Source organism: Nonomuraea sp. NPDC048826 (assembly GCF_043198225.1).
GTDB lineage: Bacteria > Actinomycetota > Actinomycetes > Streptosporangiales > Streptosporangiaceae > Nonomuraea.
Genome location: NZ_JBICUQ010000006.1, coordinates 206,054 through 223,162 on the forward strand (window position 1 = coordinate 206,054; position 17,109 = coordinate 223,162).

The 17,109-nt window shown below is 67.3% G+C and carries 16 protein-coding genes, 4 tRNA genes and 2 pseudogenes; 12 read left to right on the forward strand and 10 right to left on the reverse strand.

What is annotated here, in order from left to right; genetic code table 11:
• Positions 1–47 precede the first annotated feature (47 nt).
• Positions 48–1,202, reverse strand: a complete 1,155-nt coding sequence (locus tag ACGFI7_RS22705) for an acyl-CoA dehydrogenase family protein (protein ID WP_393407588.1) — start codon at positions 1,200–1,202, stop codon at positions 48–50.
• A gap of 91 nt (positions 1,203–1,293) precedes the next feature.
• On the opposite strand from ACGFI7_RS22705, the gene ACGFI7_RS22710 reads away from it, so the two are divergent.
• Complete coding sequence (locus tag ACGFI7_RS22710) at positions 1,294–1,590, forward strand: PspC domain-containing protein (protein WP_393407591.1); 297 nt, start codon at positions 1,294–1,296, stop codon at positions 1,588–1,590.
• On the opposite strand, the gene ACGFI7_RS22715 is transcribed toward ACGFI7_RS22710, so the two are convergent.
• The gene (locus ACGFI7_RS22715; RefSeq protein ID WP_393407593.1) at positions 1,591–2,865 is read right to left on the reverse strand and encodes an MFS transporter; all 1,275 of its coding nucleotides are present in this window, start codon (positions 2,863–2,865) and stop codon (positions 1,591–1,593) included. It lies immediately after the preceding gene.
• A 109-nt stretch (positions 2,866–2,974) separates the two neighbouring features.
• Positions 2,975–3,325, reverse strand: a complete 351-nt coding sequence (locus ACGFI7_RS22720) for a metallopeptidase family protein (RefSeq protein WP_393407596.1) — start codon at positions 3,323–3,325, stop codon at positions 2,975–2,977.
• Between the two features lie 33 nt (positions 3,326–3,358).
• Between ACGFI7_RS22720 and ACGFI7_RS22725 the strand changes: the two genes are divergently transcribed.
• From ACGFI7_RS22725 to ACGFI7_RS22745, 5 genes are all read left to right on the forward strand, one after another.
• Entirely contained in the window at positions 3,359–4,918 is a 1,560-nt protein-coding gene (locus ACGFI7_RS22725; RefSeq protein ID WP_393407598.1) for a metallophosphoesterase, read from the forward strand.
• Positions 4,919–4,991: transfer RNA gene (locus tag ACGFI7_RS22730), tRNA-Glu, on the forward strand.
• 88 nt (positions 4,992–5,079) lie between these two features.
• A tRNA-Asp gene (locus ACGFI7_RS22735) sits at positions 5,080–5,154 on the forward strand.
• A gap of 5 nt (positions 5,155–5,159) precedes the next feature.
• Positions 5,160–5,233: transfer RNA gene (locus ACGFI7_RS22740), tRNA-Phe, on the forward strand.
• Between the two features lie 154 nt (positions 5,234–5,387).
• Positions 5,388–5,750 (forward strand): hypothetical protein, encoded by a 363-nt coding sequence (locus ACGFI7_RS22745; protein WP_393407601.1) that lies wholly within the window; start codon positions 5,388–5,390, stop codon positions 5,748–5,750.
• An 81-nt stretch (positions 5,751–5,831) separates the two neighbouring features.
• Here the strand turns inward: ACGFI7_RS22745 and ACGFI7_RS22750 are convergent, their stop codons facing one another.
• The 4 genes and pseudogenes from ACGFI7_RS22750 to ACGFI7_RS22765 form a co-directional block, all read right to left on the reverse strand.
• Positions 5,832–6,560: a tyrosine-type recombinase/integrase gene (locus ACGFI7_RS22750; RefSeq protein ID WP_393408589.1), complete on the reverse strand. Its 729-nt coding sequence runs from the start codon at positions 6,558–6,560 to the stop codon at positions 5,832–5,834.
• A gap of 168 nt (positions 6,561–6,728) precedes the next feature.
• Positions 6,729–6,935, reverse strand: a pseudogene (locus ACGFI7_RS22755) (site-specific integrase); the annotation flags it as partial.
• Positions 6,936–6,975: 40 nt separating this feature from the next.
• Positions 6,976–7,971 (reverse strand): annotated as a pseudogene (locus ACGFI7_RS22760) (IS481 family transposase); the annotation flags it as partial.
• 198 nt (positions 7,972–8,169) lie between these two features.
• Positions 8,170–10,011 (reverse strand): IS481 family transposase, encoded by a 1,842-nt coding sequence (locus ACGFI7_RS22765; RefSeq protein WP_393408591.1) that lies wholly within the window; start codon positions 10,009–10,011, stop codon positions 8,170–8,172.
• A 553-nt stretch (positions 10,012–10,564) separates the two neighbouring features.
• On the opposite strand from ACGFI7_RS22765, the gene ACGFI7_RS22770 reads away from it, so the two are divergent.
• The gene (locus ACGFI7_RS22770) at positions 10,565–11,926 is read left to right on the forward strand and encodes an IS1380 family transposase (protein ID WP_393407603.1); all 1,362 of its coding nucleotides are present in this window, start codon (positions 10,565–10,567) and stop codon (positions 11,924–11,926) included.
• Positions 11,927–12,228: 302 nt separating this feature from the next.
• A tRNA-Phe gene (locus tag ACGFI7_RS22775) sits at positions 12,229–12,295 on the forward strand.
• 141 nt (positions 12,296–12,436) lie between these two features.
• Here the strand turns inward: ACGFI7_RS22775 and ACGFI7_RS22780 are convergent.
• A complete protein-coding gene (locus tag ACGFI7_RS22780; protein WP_393407606.1) occupies positions 12,437–12,880 on the reverse strand; it encodes a MerR family transcriptional regulator in 444 nt (147 codons plus the stop codon).
• A 47-nt stretch (positions 12,881–12,927) separates the two neighbouring features.
• Here ACGFI7_RS22780 and ACGFI7_RS22785 point away from each other — a divergent pair, with 47 nt between their 5' ends.
• A complete protein-coding gene (locus tag ACGFI7_RS22785; RefSeq protein ID WP_393407608.1) occupies positions 12,928–13,758 on the forward strand; it encodes an MBL fold metallo-hydrolase in 831 nt (276 codons plus the stop codon).
• Between the two features lie 509 nt (positions 13,759–14,267).
• Positions 14,268–14,573 (forward strand): hypothetical protein, encoded by a 306-nt coding sequence (locus ACGFI7_RS22790; protein WP_393407611.1) that lies wholly within the window; start codon positions 14,268–14,270, stop codon positions 14,571–14,573.
• Between the two features lie 169 nt (positions 14,574–14,742).
• Here the strand turns inward: ACGFI7_RS22790 and ACGFI7_RS22795 are convergent, their stop codons facing one another.
• Positions 14,743–15,171, reverse strand: coding sequence for a calmodulin-binding protein (locus ACGFI7_RS22795; protein WP_393407614.1), 429 nt, complete (start codon positions 15,169–15,171; stop codon positions 14,743–14,745).
• A gap of 219 nt (positions 15,172–15,390) precedes the next feature.
• On the opposite strand from ACGFI7_RS22795, the gene ACGFI7_RS22800 reads away from it, so the two are divergent.
• Together ACGFI7_RS22800 and ACGFI7_RS22805 are read left to right on the forward strand one after the other, a co-directional pair.
• Positions 15,391–15,642, forward strand: coding sequence for a type II toxin-antitoxin system Phd/YefM family antitoxin (locus ACGFI7_RS22800; RefSeq protein WP_393408594.1), 252 nt, complete (start codon positions 15,391–15,393; stop codon positions 15,640–15,642).
• Complete coding sequence (locus tag ACGFI7_RS22805) at positions 15,627–16,034, forward strand: PIN domain-containing protein (RefSeq protein WP_393407617.1); 408 nt, start codon at positions 15,627–15,629, stop codon at positions 16,032–16,034. The genes ACGFI7_RS22800 and ACGFI7_RS22805 overlap by 16 nt, the downstream gene beginning before the upstream one ends.
• Before the next feature lie 181 nt (positions 16,035–16,215).
• Here the strand turns inward: ACGFI7_RS22805 and ACGFI7_RS22810 are convergent, their stop codons facing one another.
• Positions 16,216–16,989 carry a DUF6000 family protein gene (locus tag ACGFI7_RS22810; protein ID WP_393407620.1) on the reverse strand — a complete coding sequence of 258 codons (774 nt, stop codon included), beginning with the start codon at positions 16,987–16,989 and terminating at the stop codon, positions 16,216–16,218.
• Positions 16,990–17,109: the final 120 nt, after the last annotated feature.

Genomic DNA, 17,109 nt, shown 5'->3' on the forward strand with positions numbered 1-17,109 from the left:
CAGCACCAGCCAAGCGTACCGAGATTACCGCCACCCACGCGACGCCCTTACCGGTATGCCGCCAGCCCCGTCAGCGCCTCGCCCAGCACCAGGGTGTGGATCTCCTGCGTTCCCTCGTACGTGAGCACGCTCTCCAGGTTGTTCATGTGCCTGATCACAGGGTACTCCAGCGTGATCCCGTTGCCGCCGAGGATGGAGCGGGCCTGGCGGGCGATGTCCAGGGCGGCGCGGACGTTGGCCATCTTGCCGAAGCTGATCTGGCGGGGTTCGAGGGTGCCGGCGTCCTTCAGGGCACCGAGGTGCAGCGCCGTCAGCCCGGCCTGGGCCAGCCCGACGTACATCCACGCCAGCTTCTCCTGGGTCAGCTGGAAGGCGCCGATCGGCTTGCCGAACTGGACGCGGGTCTGGGCGTACTCGACGGCCGCCTCGACGCAGGCGCGGGCGGCGCCGACGACGCCCCACAGGATCCCGAAGCGCGCCTCGGACAGGCACGACAGCGGGCCCTTGAGCCCGCGCACCCCGGGCAGGACGGCGGACTCGGGCAGGCGTACGTCGTCGAAATAGAGCGAAGAGGTCACCGATGCCCTAAGGGACAGCTTCTTGTGGATCTCAGGGGCGGAGAAGCCGGGGGTGTCGGTGGGGACGACGAAGCCGCGGACGCCGTCATCGGTCTGCGCCCACACCACCGCGACGTCGGCGACGGATCCGTTCGTGATCCACATCTTGGACCCGTTGAGCACCCAGTCGGAGCCGTCGCGCTTGGCGTACGTGCGCATGCTGGAGGGGTCGGAGCCGTGGTCGGGTTCGGTCAGGCCGAAGCACCCGATGGCCTCGCCTGCGGACATCCGGGGCAGCCACTCTGATTTCTGCTCCTCCGACCCGTACCGCCAGATCGGGAACATGGCCAGCGAGCCCTGCACCGACACGAACGACCGCAGCCCCGAGTCGCCGGCCTCCAGCTCGCGGCAGGCCACGCCGTACGAGGTCGCGTCCGTCCCGGCGCAGCCGTAGCCCTCCAGGTGCATGCCGAGCAGACCGAGCGAGCCGAGCTCGGGGGCGAGCTCGCGCGCCGGGTAGGTGCCCTCCTCGAACCAGTCGCCGACGTGCGGCAGGACGCGGTCGGTGACGAAGGAGCGCACGGTGTCGCGGATCAGCCGCTGGTCACCGTTGAGCCGGTCGTCCAAGCGCAGCAGATCCTCCATGACGTGCTCCTCTCCTTGTTAGGGGGCTACCAGGGTTCTACCAGGGGCAATCCTGATGTGCGAACGCGGGCCCGAGGGGCAGTCTTGAGTCATGAGCGAATATCACAGCAGCAAGCAGTTGCGCAGGACCCACAAGGGCCGGATGCTCGGCGGCGTCTGCTCCGGCGTCGGCGAGTTCGTCGGCATCGACCCCAACATCATCCGCATCGGCCTGGCGATCGTCACGCTCTTCGGCGGCCTCGGCATCGGCGTCTACGCCATCGGCTGGCTCCTCATCCCCGAAGAGGGCAAGGAGAGCTCGATCGTGCAGGACCTGATGGCCAAGCAGCAGCAGAAGTCCGCCGGCAGCAACCCCTGGGCCGAGGACGACCACAAGCCGCAGCAGTGATCAGGCGGTGGCCTGCGCGCGCACTCTGGCGCCGCGCGCGTCGGCCCACATCATGGCCAGCACGGCGGCGACGGTGAGCCCGCTGATGCCCGACAGGGCGACCACGGGCTCGGGGCCGAGGCGTTCGGCGGCGTAACCGCCGATCAGGATGGCGATCCCCTGCACCGCCATCAGGCCCGACTGCACCAGGCCGAACGCCTGCCCGCGCTGGCCGACGGGCACCCGCTGGACGAATGCCGCGTTCGCGGCGAGCTGGTAGGCACCCCCCACCCCGGACAGGATCCACGCCGCCAGCACCACCTCCAGCGGTGGTCTCATCGCGGTCACGACCAGCGGCGCGCAACTCAGCATGGCCAGCCACCCCATCAGCCGCAGCCGCCCCGGCGGCGAGACGAACCGGCTGAACAGGAACGCGCCGATCACGGTGCCGGTCGGCATGGCCGCCATCAGCAAGCCCGTGATCACCGGGACGGGCAGGTCACCGGTGTAGAGGACGACCGCGTACGGCACCGCTATGCCCTCGGGCAACACGTAGAAGCCGCAGAGCCAGGCGAACAGCACGAGCGTGCGCAGCCCGCGGTCACCGAAGACGAGCCGGGCTCCGGCTCTGGTCATCGCCCACATCGACGGCTCGGCGCCGGGGTCGCGGGGCGCGGCCCGCCGCCGCACGCCGGTGATCAGGATCAGCGCGGACGCCAGGAAGGTGGCCGCGTTCAGGGCGAGCGCGCGGTACGGGCCCATGGCGGCGATCACGGCTCCCCCGGCGGCGAACCCGATCATCTGGACGGCCTGGTTGGTGATGTTCTGCAACGCGGAGCCGACCACGTACCGGTCGCCTTCGAGCACCTCCGGCAGCAGGGCGGCGCGAGCGGCCGAGAACGGCGCGCTGAGCAGCACGACCAGGAACACCAGCGCGCACAGCACCCAGAACGGGATGAACGGCAGCGCCATCACGCACACCAGCCCGGCGCGCAGCAGGTCGCAGGCGAGCATCACGCCCCGGCGCGCGAACCGGTCGGCCAGCCCGGCCAGCAGCGGCCCACCGAGGATCGACGGCAGGTAGGTGAGCGCGTAGACGGCGGCGGTGGCCAGCGGCGACTTGGTGCGATCGTAGACGAGCACGGCCAGCGCCACCTGGGCCAGCTGATCGCCGAGCAGGGACAGACCCTGCGCGTACCACAGCGCCCTGAACTCCTTGACGCCGATGACCTCGCCGTACGTAGCCTGGCGCTCGGTGGATCGCCTGTGCCGCCCCGGCAGCCGTCGCGCCCGCATGGCCCCCACTGCACTCCGGATTGCCTGACTCACAGTGCTGAATATGTCACCTAAGGTGCCCGATCAATCGGCAACGTGCAACCCAAAGCAGTGGCGCCTGTGCAAAGAGTTACCAGCCCAGCTCGTGCAGGCGAGCGTCATCGATGCCGAAGTGGTGACCGACTTCGTGAACGACCGTGATCCGAACTTCCTCGATCACTTCATCCTCGGTGCGGCAGATCTGACAGATCGGATTGCGGTAGATCTCGATCCGGTCGGGCAGAACTCCTGAGTACCAGTCGCCGCGCTCGGTGAGGGGAATGCCGGTGTACAGGCCGAGCAGGTGGGGTTCGGGCGGATCGTCCACCACGGTGACGACGACGTTGCTCATCACCTTGGTCAGCTCGGGCGGGATCGTGTCCAGCGCCTCGGACACGAGCTCGTCGAACCTCTCAGGCGAAACCTCGATCACAATTGTCATTCTGCCTCTCGCCTCGGGTATCCAAGAAAGCGTATGAACTTCTTGGACGCGTTGAAAAAGGTCATCCGGTCCAGGGTGACCAAGGCAGCGGCGGTGCTCCTGGTGGCGGCCGCCGGCGCCTGGCTGGGCATCTTCCTGAGCGGCACCGTACGGGCCCAGATCGGCCCGGTCGAAACCGGCATGAGCGTCCGGCCGTCGTGGACCGGCGAGACGATCGTGGACGCCAGCCCGCTGGGCACGCTCACGTTCCGCAGCCATGACGCGCCCCTCACGCTCCGCATCACCCTGGAGAACATCGACCAGGAGCGCGCCCGTCTCCTCCTGGAAGACCCCAAACTGACCGACCGGCTGCCGGCCATGATCGAGCGCGACCTGATGGACGGCGTGCGCGAGCTCGCGATCCGCTCGCTGCTCTGCGCGGGCGCCGGAGCGTTGCTCGCCGTCCTGCTGGTCTTCAGGCGCCCGCTGGTGGCCCTGACGGGCCTGCTGGCGGCCGCGGTCGCCCTGGCCGGCACAGGAGTGTTCGCGGTCCGTACGTTCCAGCCGAGCTCGCTCGTCGAGCCCCGCTACTCCGGCCTGATCGCCGCGGCCCCCTCTCTGGTGGGCAGCGCGGAGGCCATCGTGTCCAGGTTCGAGTCGTACCGCGCGCAGCTCACCAAGCTTGTGACGAATGTCTCGAAGTTGTACGACGCGGTCTCGACACTCCCGGTCTACGACGCCGACGACCGGTCCATCCGGGTCCTGCACGTCTCCGACATCCACATCAACCCGATCGCCTGGACCGTGATCCGCTCGCTCAAGGACCAGTTCTCCGTCGACCTGATCATCGACACCGGCGACATCTCCGACCACGGGACGAAAGCGGAGAACAAGTTCGTCGAGGAGATCCGCACCCTGGGCGTCCCGTACGTGTTCGTACGGGGCAACCACGACTCCAAGACCACCCAGCGCGCGGTCGCGGCCCAGAAGAACGCCATCGTCCTCGACGACAAGATGCGCAACGTCGCCGGCCTGGACATCTACGGCCTCGGCGACCCCCGCTTCACGCCCGACAAGACCACCGCCGTCCACCCGGACGTCGCCTCCATGGAGCAGTACGGCCGCGACCACACGGCCAAGGTCGAGGAGGCCGACCTGGTGGCCGTGCACGACGACATCGTCGCCCGCGGCTTCTCCGGCTCCACCCCCCTCGTGCTCACCGGCCACGCCCACGTCCGCTCCACCACCATGCTGCCCACCGGCACCCGCGTCATGGTCCAGGGCTCCACCGGCGGAGCCGGCCTGCGCGCCCTCGAACACGAGGAGCCCACCCCCGTCCAGGCATCCGTCCTGTACTTCGACAAAGAGACCAAACGCCTGCAGGCCTGGGACGACATCACCCTCGGCGGCCTCGGCGAGCAATCGGTGTACGTCCAACGTCACGTGGAACCCGACCCGGCACGTACAATTTCCCCAGAGCCAACGAGCGCCCCGTCGCCATCGGGATCGATCAGCGGCACGACCACGCCGACCAACGGAAAGCCGCTTTGGCATGAGGGGCAATCGTCCCCTATGCTTCAGAGGTCTCCGGCGGAAGGCGACAGGGAATCCTGAGCCCCCATCGTCTAGCGGCCTAGGACACCGCCCTTTCAAGGCGGCGGCACGGGTTCGAATCCCGTTGGGGGCACAGCGAGCGCCTGGCGCACCGCGAAACGGATGGTCTGAGACCACCGAGGAGCTGGTAAGCTAAGCGAGCGCAAAGCAGCAAGAAGCAAGGTCCTGTAGAGCAGTTTGGAGTGCTCGCCACCCTGTCAAGGTGGAGGTCGCGGGTTCAAGTCCCGTCAGGACCGCTCTAGGTCAGGTAGCTCAGTTGGTACGAGCGTCCGCCTGAAAAGCGGAAGGTCGGCGGTTCGACCCCGCCCCTGACCACTTCATCTGACCAGCAAGAATGCCCCGTTCCGATCTCGGACGGGGCGTTTTTTATTAGGCCTGACGACAGCGCTGACGACAACAGCGACGGCCCTCAGCATTCACAGCGGCCGCTGGGCAGACAACGAGAGCCATTCGTATCCAGAATGAGTGGATGACGGTGAATCTGGCGAGGATGAGTGAACGTGAGTACTTCGCTCTCGTGGCCAAGCGGCTGGGGATGTACGTGAGGGGCTCTACGCTCGCCGGTGTTGAAGGGTTCCTGGACGGCTACGACCAGCATGCGAAGCGCCATGGCGGGCCAGGCCTGCAAGGGTGGCGAGAATGGCTGGCGGCTCGGCTGGGCTGGGGCAACAACCTTGCCTGGGATTGGCTGGTGCGTCATATCGCTCTTCCCACCGGCTGGGACGAGCGGGAACTGACGCCAGAGGACGAGTCTCGGGTGATCGAGGTTCTCTTCGAACTGCTCGATGAGTTTCTCGCTGAGCGTGAACGGTTGAAAGCCCAGCCGCAATAGGGCATCCGCCTTCACAGAGGCTCACACCGAGAAGCACCCCACACGCAGGGTGCAGGGTGCAGGGTGCTTCTGCTGGGGTCCTCAGGACAGGGCATCACCAAGCTTGCCCAGGGCTCTGCGCTTCTCGTCGAGGGAGGCGTGGGCATAAATCGTCATAGTGACCTCGATGTCGGAGTGACCGACGATCTCGCGCACGATGTGAGGCGGCACACTCATGTCAAGGAGGAGACTCACGCAGGTGTGTCGTAGGTCGTGGAGCCGGACAGGGCCGAGCCCGACTGTCTTTCGGATCTCCCCCCAGCTACGCCGTAGGTTGTCCGGCTCCATAGGTGTGCCTCGGCGCGAGGGAAAGACGAGCCCGTGGTCCTCCCAATCCGGGTATTGATTGGACTGCTCAATGAACTGGCGCTTGCGGTGCTCCTTGAGAGCATCGAGGCAGACCGACGGAAGTGGCACAGTCCTTGCCGAGTCCTCCGTCTTGGGGCCGACGAACTGGAGACGACCGCCGACCCGTTGGAGGGTCTGGGTGACTTCCAAGGTGCCGGCCTCCAAATCGACGTCTTGCCAGCGGAGCCCGAGGAGTTCGCCACGCCGCAACCCGAGGCAGACGGCCAGGACGTAGAGCGCGCCGAGGCGGTGCCCCTTGGACGCTTTGATGATCGCTTTCGCTTGCGCCACAGTCAGACCCCGATTGACTTTGTACTTGGGCGGCGAGATCTTCACGAGCTTCGCGACGTTGCGTGCGATGGTCTCTTCCCGGACGGCGTTCTCCAGAGCATTCCGTAGGACGGCGTGAATGAACTGGATCATCCGAGGCTCGATCTTGTAGGCACAGCAGGTGCCGCCCTTCCTAGCACAGCACTCGGGCGACTTCCGGGCCTTGTCCCATCCGCGTTGGCAGCACTGACAGCCGGACCGAAGCGACGTCACGAACTGGCGGACGTCGGCCGCGTTGAGCTTGTCGAGCCGCTTCTTGCCGAGGGCCGGGATGAGGTAGCGACGGATGACGCCTTCGTAGCCCTGCACCGTCTTGGGGCGGCGCTCGACCTTGACGACGTTTTCCAGCCAGTACGTCAGGTAGTCGGCCAGCGTCCAACTCTCGGCGGCCACGGGGATGCCCTGATCGGACTGCCGCTTGAGTTCGATGAACTTCGCGTGGCACTCTTCGCGCGTCTTGCCGTACACGCTGCCTGGCCACCGGCATGTCCTCGTCGCTGCTCTTTGGCTTGGGCGCTACAGCAGCAGCGTCGGCAGCAGGAGCCGGATCCGGCGCGGCGGTCAGGATCGCCGGCAGACGCAGCGGCAGCAGCTCCCGCTCCGCAGCACCCACCGGACGGAACCGGTCAGCGGGGACCGCCATGTCCAGGCTCTGATGCGGCCGGGCGGTGTTGTCATGCTCCACCCACGCATCCAGCTCTGCCTGGAAGGCGGCCAGGTCCTCGAACGGGCCGGCGTCCTGCAGCAGCTCACGGCGCAGGCTCTGGTGGAAGCGCTCCACCTTGCCCGCCGTCGTCGGTGAACGCGGCCGGGTCAGCCGATGCACGATGGCGTTGTCCCGGCAGATCCGGTCGAACAACACCTCACCGCCATGACCGAACCGCGCGGTGAACTGCTTGCCGTTGTCCGTCAGCACCTCACCCGGCGCCCCGAACGCCCGCAACGCCTCGGTGAAGGCCAGGCAGACGGCCCGGCCGGTGGCCCGCACCACCGCCTTGGCGATCACACAGAACCGCGAGTGGTCATCCACCCCGGTGACCACCTTGACCTCGCGCCCATCGGCCAAAAGCACCCCGCCGACGATGTCCAGCTGCCATAACTCCATCGGCGCCTCCCGCTGCCAGCGCCGATACACCTTCTTGCGCCGCCCCGCACCGGACTCGATCAGGCCGTGACGCACCAGCGCCCGATACACCCCCATCCGCGACGGCGGCGGATCCACCCCCCGCCGCCCGATCTCGTGCACCAGCCGAACCGGACCCCACCGCGGATGCCGGCGCCGCAGCTCACACACCAGCACCTCCACCTCAGCCGCCATCTGCGACGGAGACGAATGCGGGCGCCGCGACCGGTCCACCAGGCCGCCGAGCCCGGACTCCCGATAACGCGACACCCAGCCCGACAACGTCTGCCGCGCCACCCCAACCTCGCGGGCGACCTCAGTCACCGAACCACCGACCAGCACCGCCAGCACAGCCCGATACCGCTGCTCCACCACGGACATATCCACCAGGGCCAATCCCGGCCTCCTGACGCACGACGCCGCAACGACGCACGCCAGACTGGCCGATAACGGCACCTGTCGCCCATGTCCTGGGACTCACCCGTCAAGCATGTCCCGGGACAGCACACACGGCTACGGGCAGCCTGTCTGGTCTCACTTGATGCTTGACGCTTTGGCATCGGGTGATGCTTGACACTCCTAGCCGATCTTTCGCTTCTTAGTATGCGCCTGGGACTTGATCCGGGTGATCTCCTGGGTGGTGGTTCGGGGCACGACGCGGATGGGTTCGCCGTTGTCGTGGACGGTGATGTGGGTGTCGTCCACGGTCACGTCCAGGATCTTGCGGGCGTGGACGCGTCCGACCTGGATCTTCTGGCCGACGACCTGGAAGTGGCCGCGGCTGCAGACCACGCGCTGGACGGTGACGGGCCCGGCCGGGGAGGTGGGCGGTGGTCCGGCGGGGCGGGCGTTGCGCAACGTGAGGCACTCGGCGAGTGGGAGCGGGCAGGGCACGGCGCGCAGCAGCAGGCGGTCCTCGTCCATGACGCGGGCGGTGATGCCGTCCAGGCGCACGGTGACGCGTCGGCCGGCCAGGTGAGCGCCGATGCACAAGGCTCGACTGGCCAGGCTGATGGTGCCGATGGAGCTGACCTGCCGGTCGACCTCGACGGCGCTGGCCTCGATCGGCGGTTCGGGAACGGAGTCGTCGGCTGCCGGGCGGGCTTGCCCGGAGGCGAGCAGCGCGGCCAGGTCTTTGACGGTCAGCCGGGAGGCCACGCTCTTGAGCCTGCCGCCGCCGGTGGTGAACACGTGCAGCCGCTGCGTGCTGATCCACACGGTGATCGGCAGGCCCGCCCGATCAGGGCCGAGCCAGAGTTGCTGGCCGCCGATCGACAGGTTCCCCGAGGCGGGCACGATCCGATCGACCTCGATGGCCTGGCGCGACAGTGGATCGACCGAGGTCCTCAGGACGGGTTCGGGCCGTTCGGCCTGATCACCGGGGGTGCCGGTCGGGATGGGGAGATTCGCGGGCGCAGGCGCGGCTCCAGGAGCGGGAGAAGGAGGAGTCACTGTGGTCAGGTTGGCGGGCAGGTGCAGCGGCAGTTCCCGCTCGGCCCGGCGCTGGCCGTCGTTCCGCTCGGCGAAGAACCGGTCAGCCGGGAAGGCCATGTTCAGCGCCTGATGCGGACGGGCGGTGTTGTAGTGCTCCACGAACGCGTTCGTCTCGGCCTGGGCGGCTTCGATCGAGGCGAACGGCAGCGCCTCATCCAGCCATTCGCGGCGCACACTCTGATGAAAACGCTCGATCTTCCCCGTCGTGGTCGGGGTCCTGGGAGCGGTGTGACGCAGCTTGATGCCGTTCTCCCGGCACACCCGCTCAAACAGCACCTCACCCGCCTTCGGCCCGCCGAACCTGCCGGTGAACTGCTTACCGTTGTCGGTCAGCACCTCCAGCGGCACCCCATAGCCGCGCATCGCCTCGGCGAACGCGGCGCACACCATCCGGCCGGTCGGCCGGGCCACCACCGAGGCGATCACACAGAACCGGGAGTGATCGTCCACCCCGGTGATCAGTTTGGCCTCGCTGCCGTCGGCCAGCAGCAGCCCGCCCATGATGTCCATCTGCCACAGCTGCATCGGCCCGGGCCGCTCCCACCGTCGGTAATCCTCGCGTTTGCGCCGACGCGCAACAGGGTCGACCAGCCCGTTACGCACCAATGCCCGATAGATGCTCGCCCTCGACGGCAACGGCTCCACCCCACGCCGGCCCAGCTCCCACAACAGGGTGCGCGGCCCCCATCGCGGATGCGCCCGCCGCAACTCACAGATCAACGCCTCGACCGCCGCCGGCGTCTGCATCGGATGCGCTTTGGGCGCATGCGATCGATCGGCCAGCCCTGCCAGGCCACCGTCTTGATACCGGCGCACCCAGGCATGCACCGACTGCCGTGACACCCCATACCGTCCGGCCACGTCGGTGACCTTCGCCCCCGACAACACCTCGATCACCGCGTGATAGCGCTGCTCCACGACGCTCAACTCCACCAATGCCACCTGAGCCTCCCCCGAAGCGCCGATAACGCCACGAGCAGGCACAGATAACGATCAAGGTGTCAAGCATCAAGCGAGGCCAGAGTGTCAACCATCAAGCGAGACAGGACACGGCTACGGGCAGCCCAGAAAGCAACTTATCTGTTCGTCATCAAGGCGCGCCGCCTTCGGCGTCCCGCATGCGTCGGGCGGTCACTGGCCGCGCTGCGGCTCTTCGGCCGGTCGCGGCCAGCGCCGCCCACGCGCTACGCAATCCACCACGGCGAGCAGACCGCAAATCAATGACCCTGTCCAGGGGCGAGCCGGATGATCGGCGTTCGGCAGCATCGGTGAAGGGCAGGGCATACGGCGGCGGCGTTCCGGCCAAGATGCGTTTTGCGGGACGCTGAGGTGGAACGTTTCTGCGATGGCGTTATTAACCTCGGGCTTTCACGGGGAATTTGAGCCAAACTGATCGTTTACATGAGAAAAGTGCCTTTGAGCTGGGAGGATAGGGCTTGTCGAAGGTCCTGTCCGCGCCAGAGCAAGAGGCACTTTTCACGTGCAGACTATCGCGTCCAACCGCAAGATCAGCCTGTCCGCTGACGCAAACGGTCTCCTGTCCCACGCAGGCGGCCTCCTCCTCACCCAGACGCTGGCCATCACCGGCCTGAACCGGGCCCTGTCACACGAACTGGAGCGGTGGCGCCCTTCACGCGCCATGCACGACCCAGGCAAAGTCATCGCTGATCTCGCCCTCACTCTCGCCCTGGGCGGAGACTGCCTGGCCGACATCGCCCTGCTGCGCTCCCAGCCCGAACTGTTCGGCCCCATCGCCTCCGACCCGACCGTCTCACGCCTGATCGACCGGCTCGCCGCCGACGAGACCCGCGCACTGAAAGCCATCCGCGCCGCCCGCGCCACCGCCCGCCAGCGCGCCTGGCACCTGGCCGCCGGTCGCGCCCCCGGAGCCGACGCCCAGCCCGTGATCGTCGACCTCGACGCCACCATCGTCATCTCCCACTCCGACAAGCAGCACGCCGCCCCGACCTGGAAGAAGAACTACGGCTTCCACCCGATGACCGCCTTCGCCGACCACCCCGGCGGTGGCGGAGAACCACTGGCCCTGATGCTGCGGCCCGGCAACGCCGGATCCAACACCGCCGCCGACCACATCCAGACGACCCGCCTGGCCCTCGCTCAGCTGCCCAAACACCGGCGGCGCAACGTCCTGATCCGCACCGACTCCGGCGGCGGCACCCACGAATTCCTCGCCTGGCTCACCCGCCCCGGACGCTGGCTGAAATTCACCATCACCGACGACATCGCTCAAGCGATCGGCAAACTCCCGGCCACCGCCTGGACCCCGGCCTACAACGCCGACCGCCAACCACGCCAGGGTGCCTGGGTCGCCGAACTCACCGGCCTGCTGGAGCTGACCGGCTGGCCCAAGGGCATGCGCGTCATCGTCCGCAAAGAACGCCCGCACCCCGGCGCCCAGCTGCGCTTCACCGATCTGGACGGACACCGCTTCACCTGCTTCGTCACCGGAACCAAGCACGGCCAGCTCGCCGACCTGGAACTACGCCACCGCCGCCGCGCCCGCGCCGAAGACCGCATCCGCGCCGCCAAGGACACCGGCCTGCGCAACCTGCCCCTGCACGACTTCACCCAGAACCAGATCTGGCTCGAGATCGTCGCCTTGGCCTGCGAACTGCTCGCCTGGACGCAGCTGCTCGCCCTGCACGGCACCGACGCCCGCCGCTACGAACCCAAACGCCTGCGGCTACGTCTGTTCGCCGTGGCCGGCCGACTGGTGCGCGGTGGCCGACGCCTGCGCCTGCGCATCGCCACGCGATGGCCCTGGGCCGGCACACTCCTGACCGCCCTGGCACGACTCCAAGCCCTGCCAGCGCCGACCTGACCAGCACGAAACCATCCCAACGAACCAGGAAGGAACCCTCGGGCCCGTGGAACCCCGCCCACCCGGCGCGACAGCCGGGCAGCCACGCTGACCACAGCGAGGAAATCGACCTCCAGCCGAAGACCTCAGCCGACCAACTCAAGGTCGAGAAAGAACGAGGCTAGGCCCCTCCCACGTCGGGACTCGGTACCGGGTGGCCATAGCTGAGGTAGTGCGAGAGCTGACGACAACGGTGACGACAACGTCGACCACGACGAGCACACGACGGCAGCTTCGCACCACCGCTGACCTTGGGCGGCACCACGGATACCAGGGCGTTCGGTCCGCCTGAAAAGCGGAAGGTCGGCGGTTCGACCCCGCCCCTGACCACATCAAACTGACCAGCAAGAATGCCCCGGACGGATCATCGTTCGGGGCATTTTGATTTCTGGTGACAACAACGCCGGCTCTGGCTCTCCGACATGGAGGCCCGTAGTGGTGGAAAGGCGCAATGGCTTCCCGGCTCGGCGATCAGATCTGCTGAAGGTTTCCCGAGCTGCCATCGCCACGGGATGGCGTCAGAATCGCAGAGCTTTTGAATGTGCGCTTGAAGTCAGGGCACTCCACGAGCGGTTCGTGCGTGCACGTCGCGGCATGGTGGAGGCCGTCGCGCATCCGCGTGAGCCGGGCGATGTCTTCCTCCAGTGCTCCCGCCTTCTCCGCCATGTGGGTACGCAGCTCGGTGTCGTCGGGGGTGGCCGCCAGGAACCTGGCGATCTCGGCGATCGTGAATCCGGCGCCGCGGGCGCAGACGATGAGTGCGAGGCGGTCGAGAACGTCGGGGCGGTAGGTGCGGCGCAGGCCGTTGCGACCCGCCGAGGCGATGAGGCCTCTGCGCTCGTAGAACCGCAGCGCCGAAGGCGCCAGCCCGGAGCGCTCGGCCACTTCGGCGATGTCCAGCAGCGACTCGGCCACCACGTCTCCTTGACTTGAACCGCGCTTCAAGTGACAGCTTAACCGCCATGAACATCCATCACCTCAACTGCGGTTCCGTACGGCAGATCGAAGCCACCTACGACGGCCCGGCTCCCGCGCACGCCGTCAATCACTGTCTGCTGGTCGAGACCGACTCCGGCGGCCTCGTCCTCGTCGAGACCGGTCTCGGCCTCGGCGACGTCCGCAACCCAGGTGACACCCTCGGCTCCGAATGGGTCGAGCTGGCTCAGCCCGTGCTGGCCGAGGAGGAGACCGCCATTCGCCAAGTCGCCCGGCTCGGGTTTTCACCCGGCGACGTACGCCACATCATCGTGACCCACCTCGACGTCGACCATTGCGGTGGCCTGCCCGACTTCCCGGACGCCCAGGTCCATGTCCTCGCCGCCGAACTCGAAGCGGCGACCACCGAGGCGCCCAGCTTCCGTTACCGTCCGGCCCACTGGGCGCACGGTCCCAAGTGGGTTCCCTGCACCCCGGAACCGGGCGAGGAATGGTTCGGGTTCACCTCAGTCCAGCCGAAGGGCTTGCCGCCGGAGATCCGGCTGGTCCCACTCGGCGGTCATACCGCCGGCCATACCGGGGTCGCCGTGCGCGAAGGCGATCGCTGGCTGCTGCACTGCGGTGACGCCTACTACTACCACCGGGAACTCGACCGGGATCCGCATCCGCACCCCCTTCTCGACCTCGTGCAGACCAGTTCGGAAGTCCATCGTGACCTCCGGCTCGGCACTCAGGCCCGGCTGCGTGAACTCGTCCGCGACCATGTCGACGAGGTTTCGGTCTTCAGCGCTCACGATCCGTGGGAGTTGGACCGTTACCGTTGGCCTCGGGACGACACGCTGCGGGGGGCTGGGTAGCTCCCGGGTCCGCTCTTCGCCGTGCTGGGCGACTGTCCAGGGCTCCGTTCCTCAGCACTGGCTCACCGGGCAACCAGCCTCCGGGAACGAGCGGTACAGCGCGACCCTCGTACCCGCGTTCCGCGTAATTCGGTGGTTCTGGAGGTCTCGGCGAGTTCGACCTGCAGATAAATTATGGGGACTGCCTGCACGGACCGAGATTTTCTGAAGACCGATAATCTGCATTCGGCCGAGTTGGCCTGAAAGAGCTCGTGCTGTCTGGGGCCTTGTCCGTGGCCGAAGGTGTTGTTCGCCCCCGGCATGGGGCTCCTACGGCTGGTGAAACTTACATCGTCGGGTGTGAAACCCGGCCCGTACCAACAATGAAGGCCAGCCCTTAGCCATGTGCTTCACCATGACGACGACGGCCGCCAGATTCTTGTGACCAAGTGGTCAATACCGCCGCTGGATCGCTATGCGCTAGATCTGTCGCGATCAATCACATGCCCGCCTCTCTCGTAAGGAGAAGCATGCGGAAAGTCACTTGGATGCGCCGGCTCGGCCTCGTCTCAGCGGTGGTGACGGTCGGCCTGGCAACCACGCTCATGGCCGCGCACGCCGACGGCTATGACACCCCCCGCAGCGCCACTGCTCAGGGGGCGGGCAGCACCTACGCGGCCGGGTTGGCGGCGGCCGAACAGCGGGCCCGGCAGAACGTCCTCGCGGTCGGCCACGACTGCACCCCTGGGACCTACAGCACGCTGTTGATCTACTCCTCTCCGGGGGGCGGCACATGGGTCTTCCAGTCCACCCATAACGCGATGTGCGTCGACTGATCAAGGTGCGGCAGATCGGCTTCCGCCGGGGTTCCGGGGCCAGGGCGGCCTGGCGGCCCGCGGCGGAGGCCGTTCCGCGGTAGCAGGACACGGCGTCTACGCCAACGAGCCCGGCAAGCCGACATTCCTTGATGCCGCCGTCGTGACGATTTCCGACGGCGTCAGGGGGCTATGGATTGATTTCGCGTACGAGCCTCGTAGTCCAGCCGCACCAGACGAGGCCCGGCAGGAACGCCCCGCCGGCCTCGTCCAGGTGATCCTCGACGTAGGGGATCGTCGCGTCGCAGACTTCGATGAAGGCGTCGAAGAAGCCGACGGTGTCGGCGTTCAGGTGGTAGCTCCAGCGCGGGTTGTAGTCGGCTTGGCGTTTGAGGATGCGTCCGACGACGTGCGGTTGGTCTGTGGTCTCGCCATTCACCAGGTCGCGAGCGTGTTGGATCTTCGCCGGGTCGGTGAGCTTGACGACGAACTCCTCGCGGGTGATGTCGGTCATCACGAAGTAGGCCGCGTCCGCCGCCTGGGCGGGCGCGGGGGCGGCGGCGCAGAGGGCCGCGACGGCGACGAGCGTGGTGAGGGTCTTGGTCAGGATGCGGCGCATGGAGATCCTTTCGCCTTCACGTAATTACTCAGTGTTGCGATTGATTACTCTAAGTAATCACATGACAGCGAGGCGGGCCCCTTGCGTCGGGGCTACAACACGGTCACCGAGAGTGATATCGATGCGAGGCGGGCTACCCGTGTCCTGCTGCGGAGCGCTTTGGTGTGAGGTTCCGCCGACTCACGCGATGGATCAGATGATCTGATTTCTATGAAGGTGATGACTGCCACTGAGGCTTCACGTAGCTTCGCGACGGTGCTCGACGAGGCCGAGCGCGGGGAAACCATCGTGGTGACTCGCGGTGGGAAGCAGATCGCTGTGATCGGTCCCGCGCCGGCGGCGCCGGGGCGCATGGTCAAGGCGTTTCTGGCAGGCAGTGCGGGGACGCTGGACGCCGGTTTCGAAGCAGACGTAGCGGCGGCCCGTGAGGTGATCGACAGCGAGATGAGGGGCACATGGCCCGACGCCTGATCCTTGACACTGGCGTGCTCATCGCGGCCGAGCGAGGCAAGGCAGCCGTGGACACGGTGATAGGAGACGCCGACGATGTGGCGATCTCGGCGACCACTGTGGCTGAGTTGCTCCTCGGAGTAGAACTGGCCGATGCTGCACGACGGGCCAATCGGCAGGCGTTCGTGGACCAGGTTCTCGCGTTGATCCCTGTCGAGGAGTACACAACCGACGTCGCCAGAGTCCACGCCCGCCTTATGGCGCATGTCAGACGAGAGGGCAAGTCGCGCGGCGCGTATGATCTGCTGATCGCCGCCACGGCCGCGGCCACCGCGAGAACGGTGCTGACGATGGATGCGTCTGCCGCATTCGACGATCTCCCTGGCGTGAGCGCTCAGGTTGTTCCGCGCTGAATGCCCACGACGACCCTGACGGCACCGCATCACCGTTGCCCGTGGCCGGCGGGTCGAGAACGGCCCTGGCCATCACGTCCATCTGAGCAGCCGCGATCCCCGGACGGTGACAGCAAGGTCAGCTGGAGGGGACATGCGGCGGTACGTTCGCGCGTCGGTCGATGACTTTTCCGACCCGCCGTCAATCCCAGGTCTCATCGACGAAGCGCCGGCGCCGGGGTAGCCACTCCTTGAGCCGGCCTGACATGCAGGCGTCCGCGAAAGCGCACAGCTCGTCCATGTACCGCTTCTCGTCGGCGGGGTCCTTGTCGCGCATGACCGACCACTGCCACAGACCACCGGGGACCAGGAACCGAGCGGCCCGGTCGGTGCCGTGTCGCTCGTCGAGATACAGGAGCGCGCCGATCGCGCTGGTCTGGTCGTAGTCGCAGTCCACCTGGGGAAGGTAGCGGTCCAGGTAGCCGGCGAGGATCGCGGCGTCTTCGGCCTCGCCGAACCGGGCGAGCGCGAAGCAGTATCCCGCTCCGGCGTAGACGAACTCGCTGTCCAGAAGTCTCGTACCGAGCTGTTCCCGGAAGCGCGTGCGGCGGTCCAGGCCGATCAGCCAGGCGGCGGTCAGCCGCGACCGCCACTCGCCGTCGAGCATCAGTCGCAGGTCATCGTCGCTGATCCGGCGCGCGTCCCTGGCCAAGGCCTTGCCGAACCGGACGACCTGCCGGTCCGGCATCTGAACCATGAACCCGCCCAGCAGCATCAGGTAGCGACGGCCGGTCGTGACGTGACGGCGCATCACCAGCATCTCCCTGAGGGTGACCGGAAGCCGCGGATGCACGGGTTCAGCCGGGCGGCGTCGTACGGTCCGGCCCGAGACGGCAAGGGCGACCAGCTCGGCCTCCACCGCCTCGACGGACGAGACGATGCGCGGCGTGGCCGCGGTGATCGACCGGCTGACCACGTGATCCGGGCTGTGGCCCGAGGATGCGGATCTCCATGCGCTGCGCTCCTCATCGTCGATCGCTGGACGGCGGTGTCGGTGGTTCCACCATCGCGCAGATGTGGCGACGCCCGCGACCCG

Excerpts from the sequence above, each read along its gene's own strand:
- ACGFI7_RS22790 (WP_393407611.1), top strand. The coding sequence starts at position 14,268 with ATGCGGAAAGTCACTTGGATGCGCCGGCTCGGCCTCGTCTCAGCGGTG.
- ACGFI7_RS22800 (WP_393408594.1), top strand. The coding sequence starts at position 15,391 with ATGACTGCCACTGAGGCTTCACGTAGCTTCGCGACGGTGCTCGACGAG.
- ACGFI7_RS22805 (WP_393407617.1), top strand. The coding sequence starts at position 15,627 with ATGGCCCGACGCCTGATCCTTGACACTGGCGTGCTCATCGCGGCCGAG.
- ACGFI7_RS22785 (WP_393407608.1), top strand. The coding sequence starts at position 12,928 with ATGAACATCCATCACCTCAACTGCGGTTCCGTACGGCAGATCGAAGCC.
- ACGFI7_RS22715 (WP_393407593.1), bottom strand. The coding sequence starts at position 2,865 with ATGCGGGCGCGACGGCTGCCGGGGCGGCACAGGCGATCCACCGAGCGC.
- ACGFI7_RS22795 (WP_393407614.1), bottom strand. The coding sequence starts at position 15,171 with ATGCGCCGCATCCTGACCAAGACCCTCACCACGCTCGTCGCCGTCGCG.
- ACGFI7_RS22750 (WP_393408589.1), bottom strand. The coding sequence starts at position 6,560 with ATGATCCAGTTCATTCACGCCGTCCTACGGAATGCTCTGGAGAACGCC.
- ACGFI7_RS22725 (WP_393407598.1), top strand. The coding sequence starts at position 3,359 with ATGAACTTCTTGGACGCGTTGAAAAAGGTCATCCGGTCCAGGGTGACC.
- ACGFI7_RS22705 (WP_393407588.1), bottom strand. The coding sequence starts at position 1,202 with ATGGAGGATCTGCTGCGCTTGGACGACCGGCTCAACGGTGACCAGCGG.
- ACGFI7_RS22720 (WP_393407596.1), bottom strand. The coding sequence starts at position 3,325 with ATGACAATTGTGATCGAGGTTTCGCCTGAGAGGTTCGACGAGCTCGTG.
- ACGFI7_RS22745 (WP_393407601.1), top strand. The coding sequence starts at position 5,388 with ATGACGGTGAATCTGGCGAGGATGAGTGAACGTGAGTACTTCGCTCTC.
- ACGFI7_RS22710 (WP_393407591.1), top strand. The coding sequence starts at position 1,294 with ATGAGCGAATATCACAGCAGCAAGCAGTTGCGCAGGACCCACAAGGGC.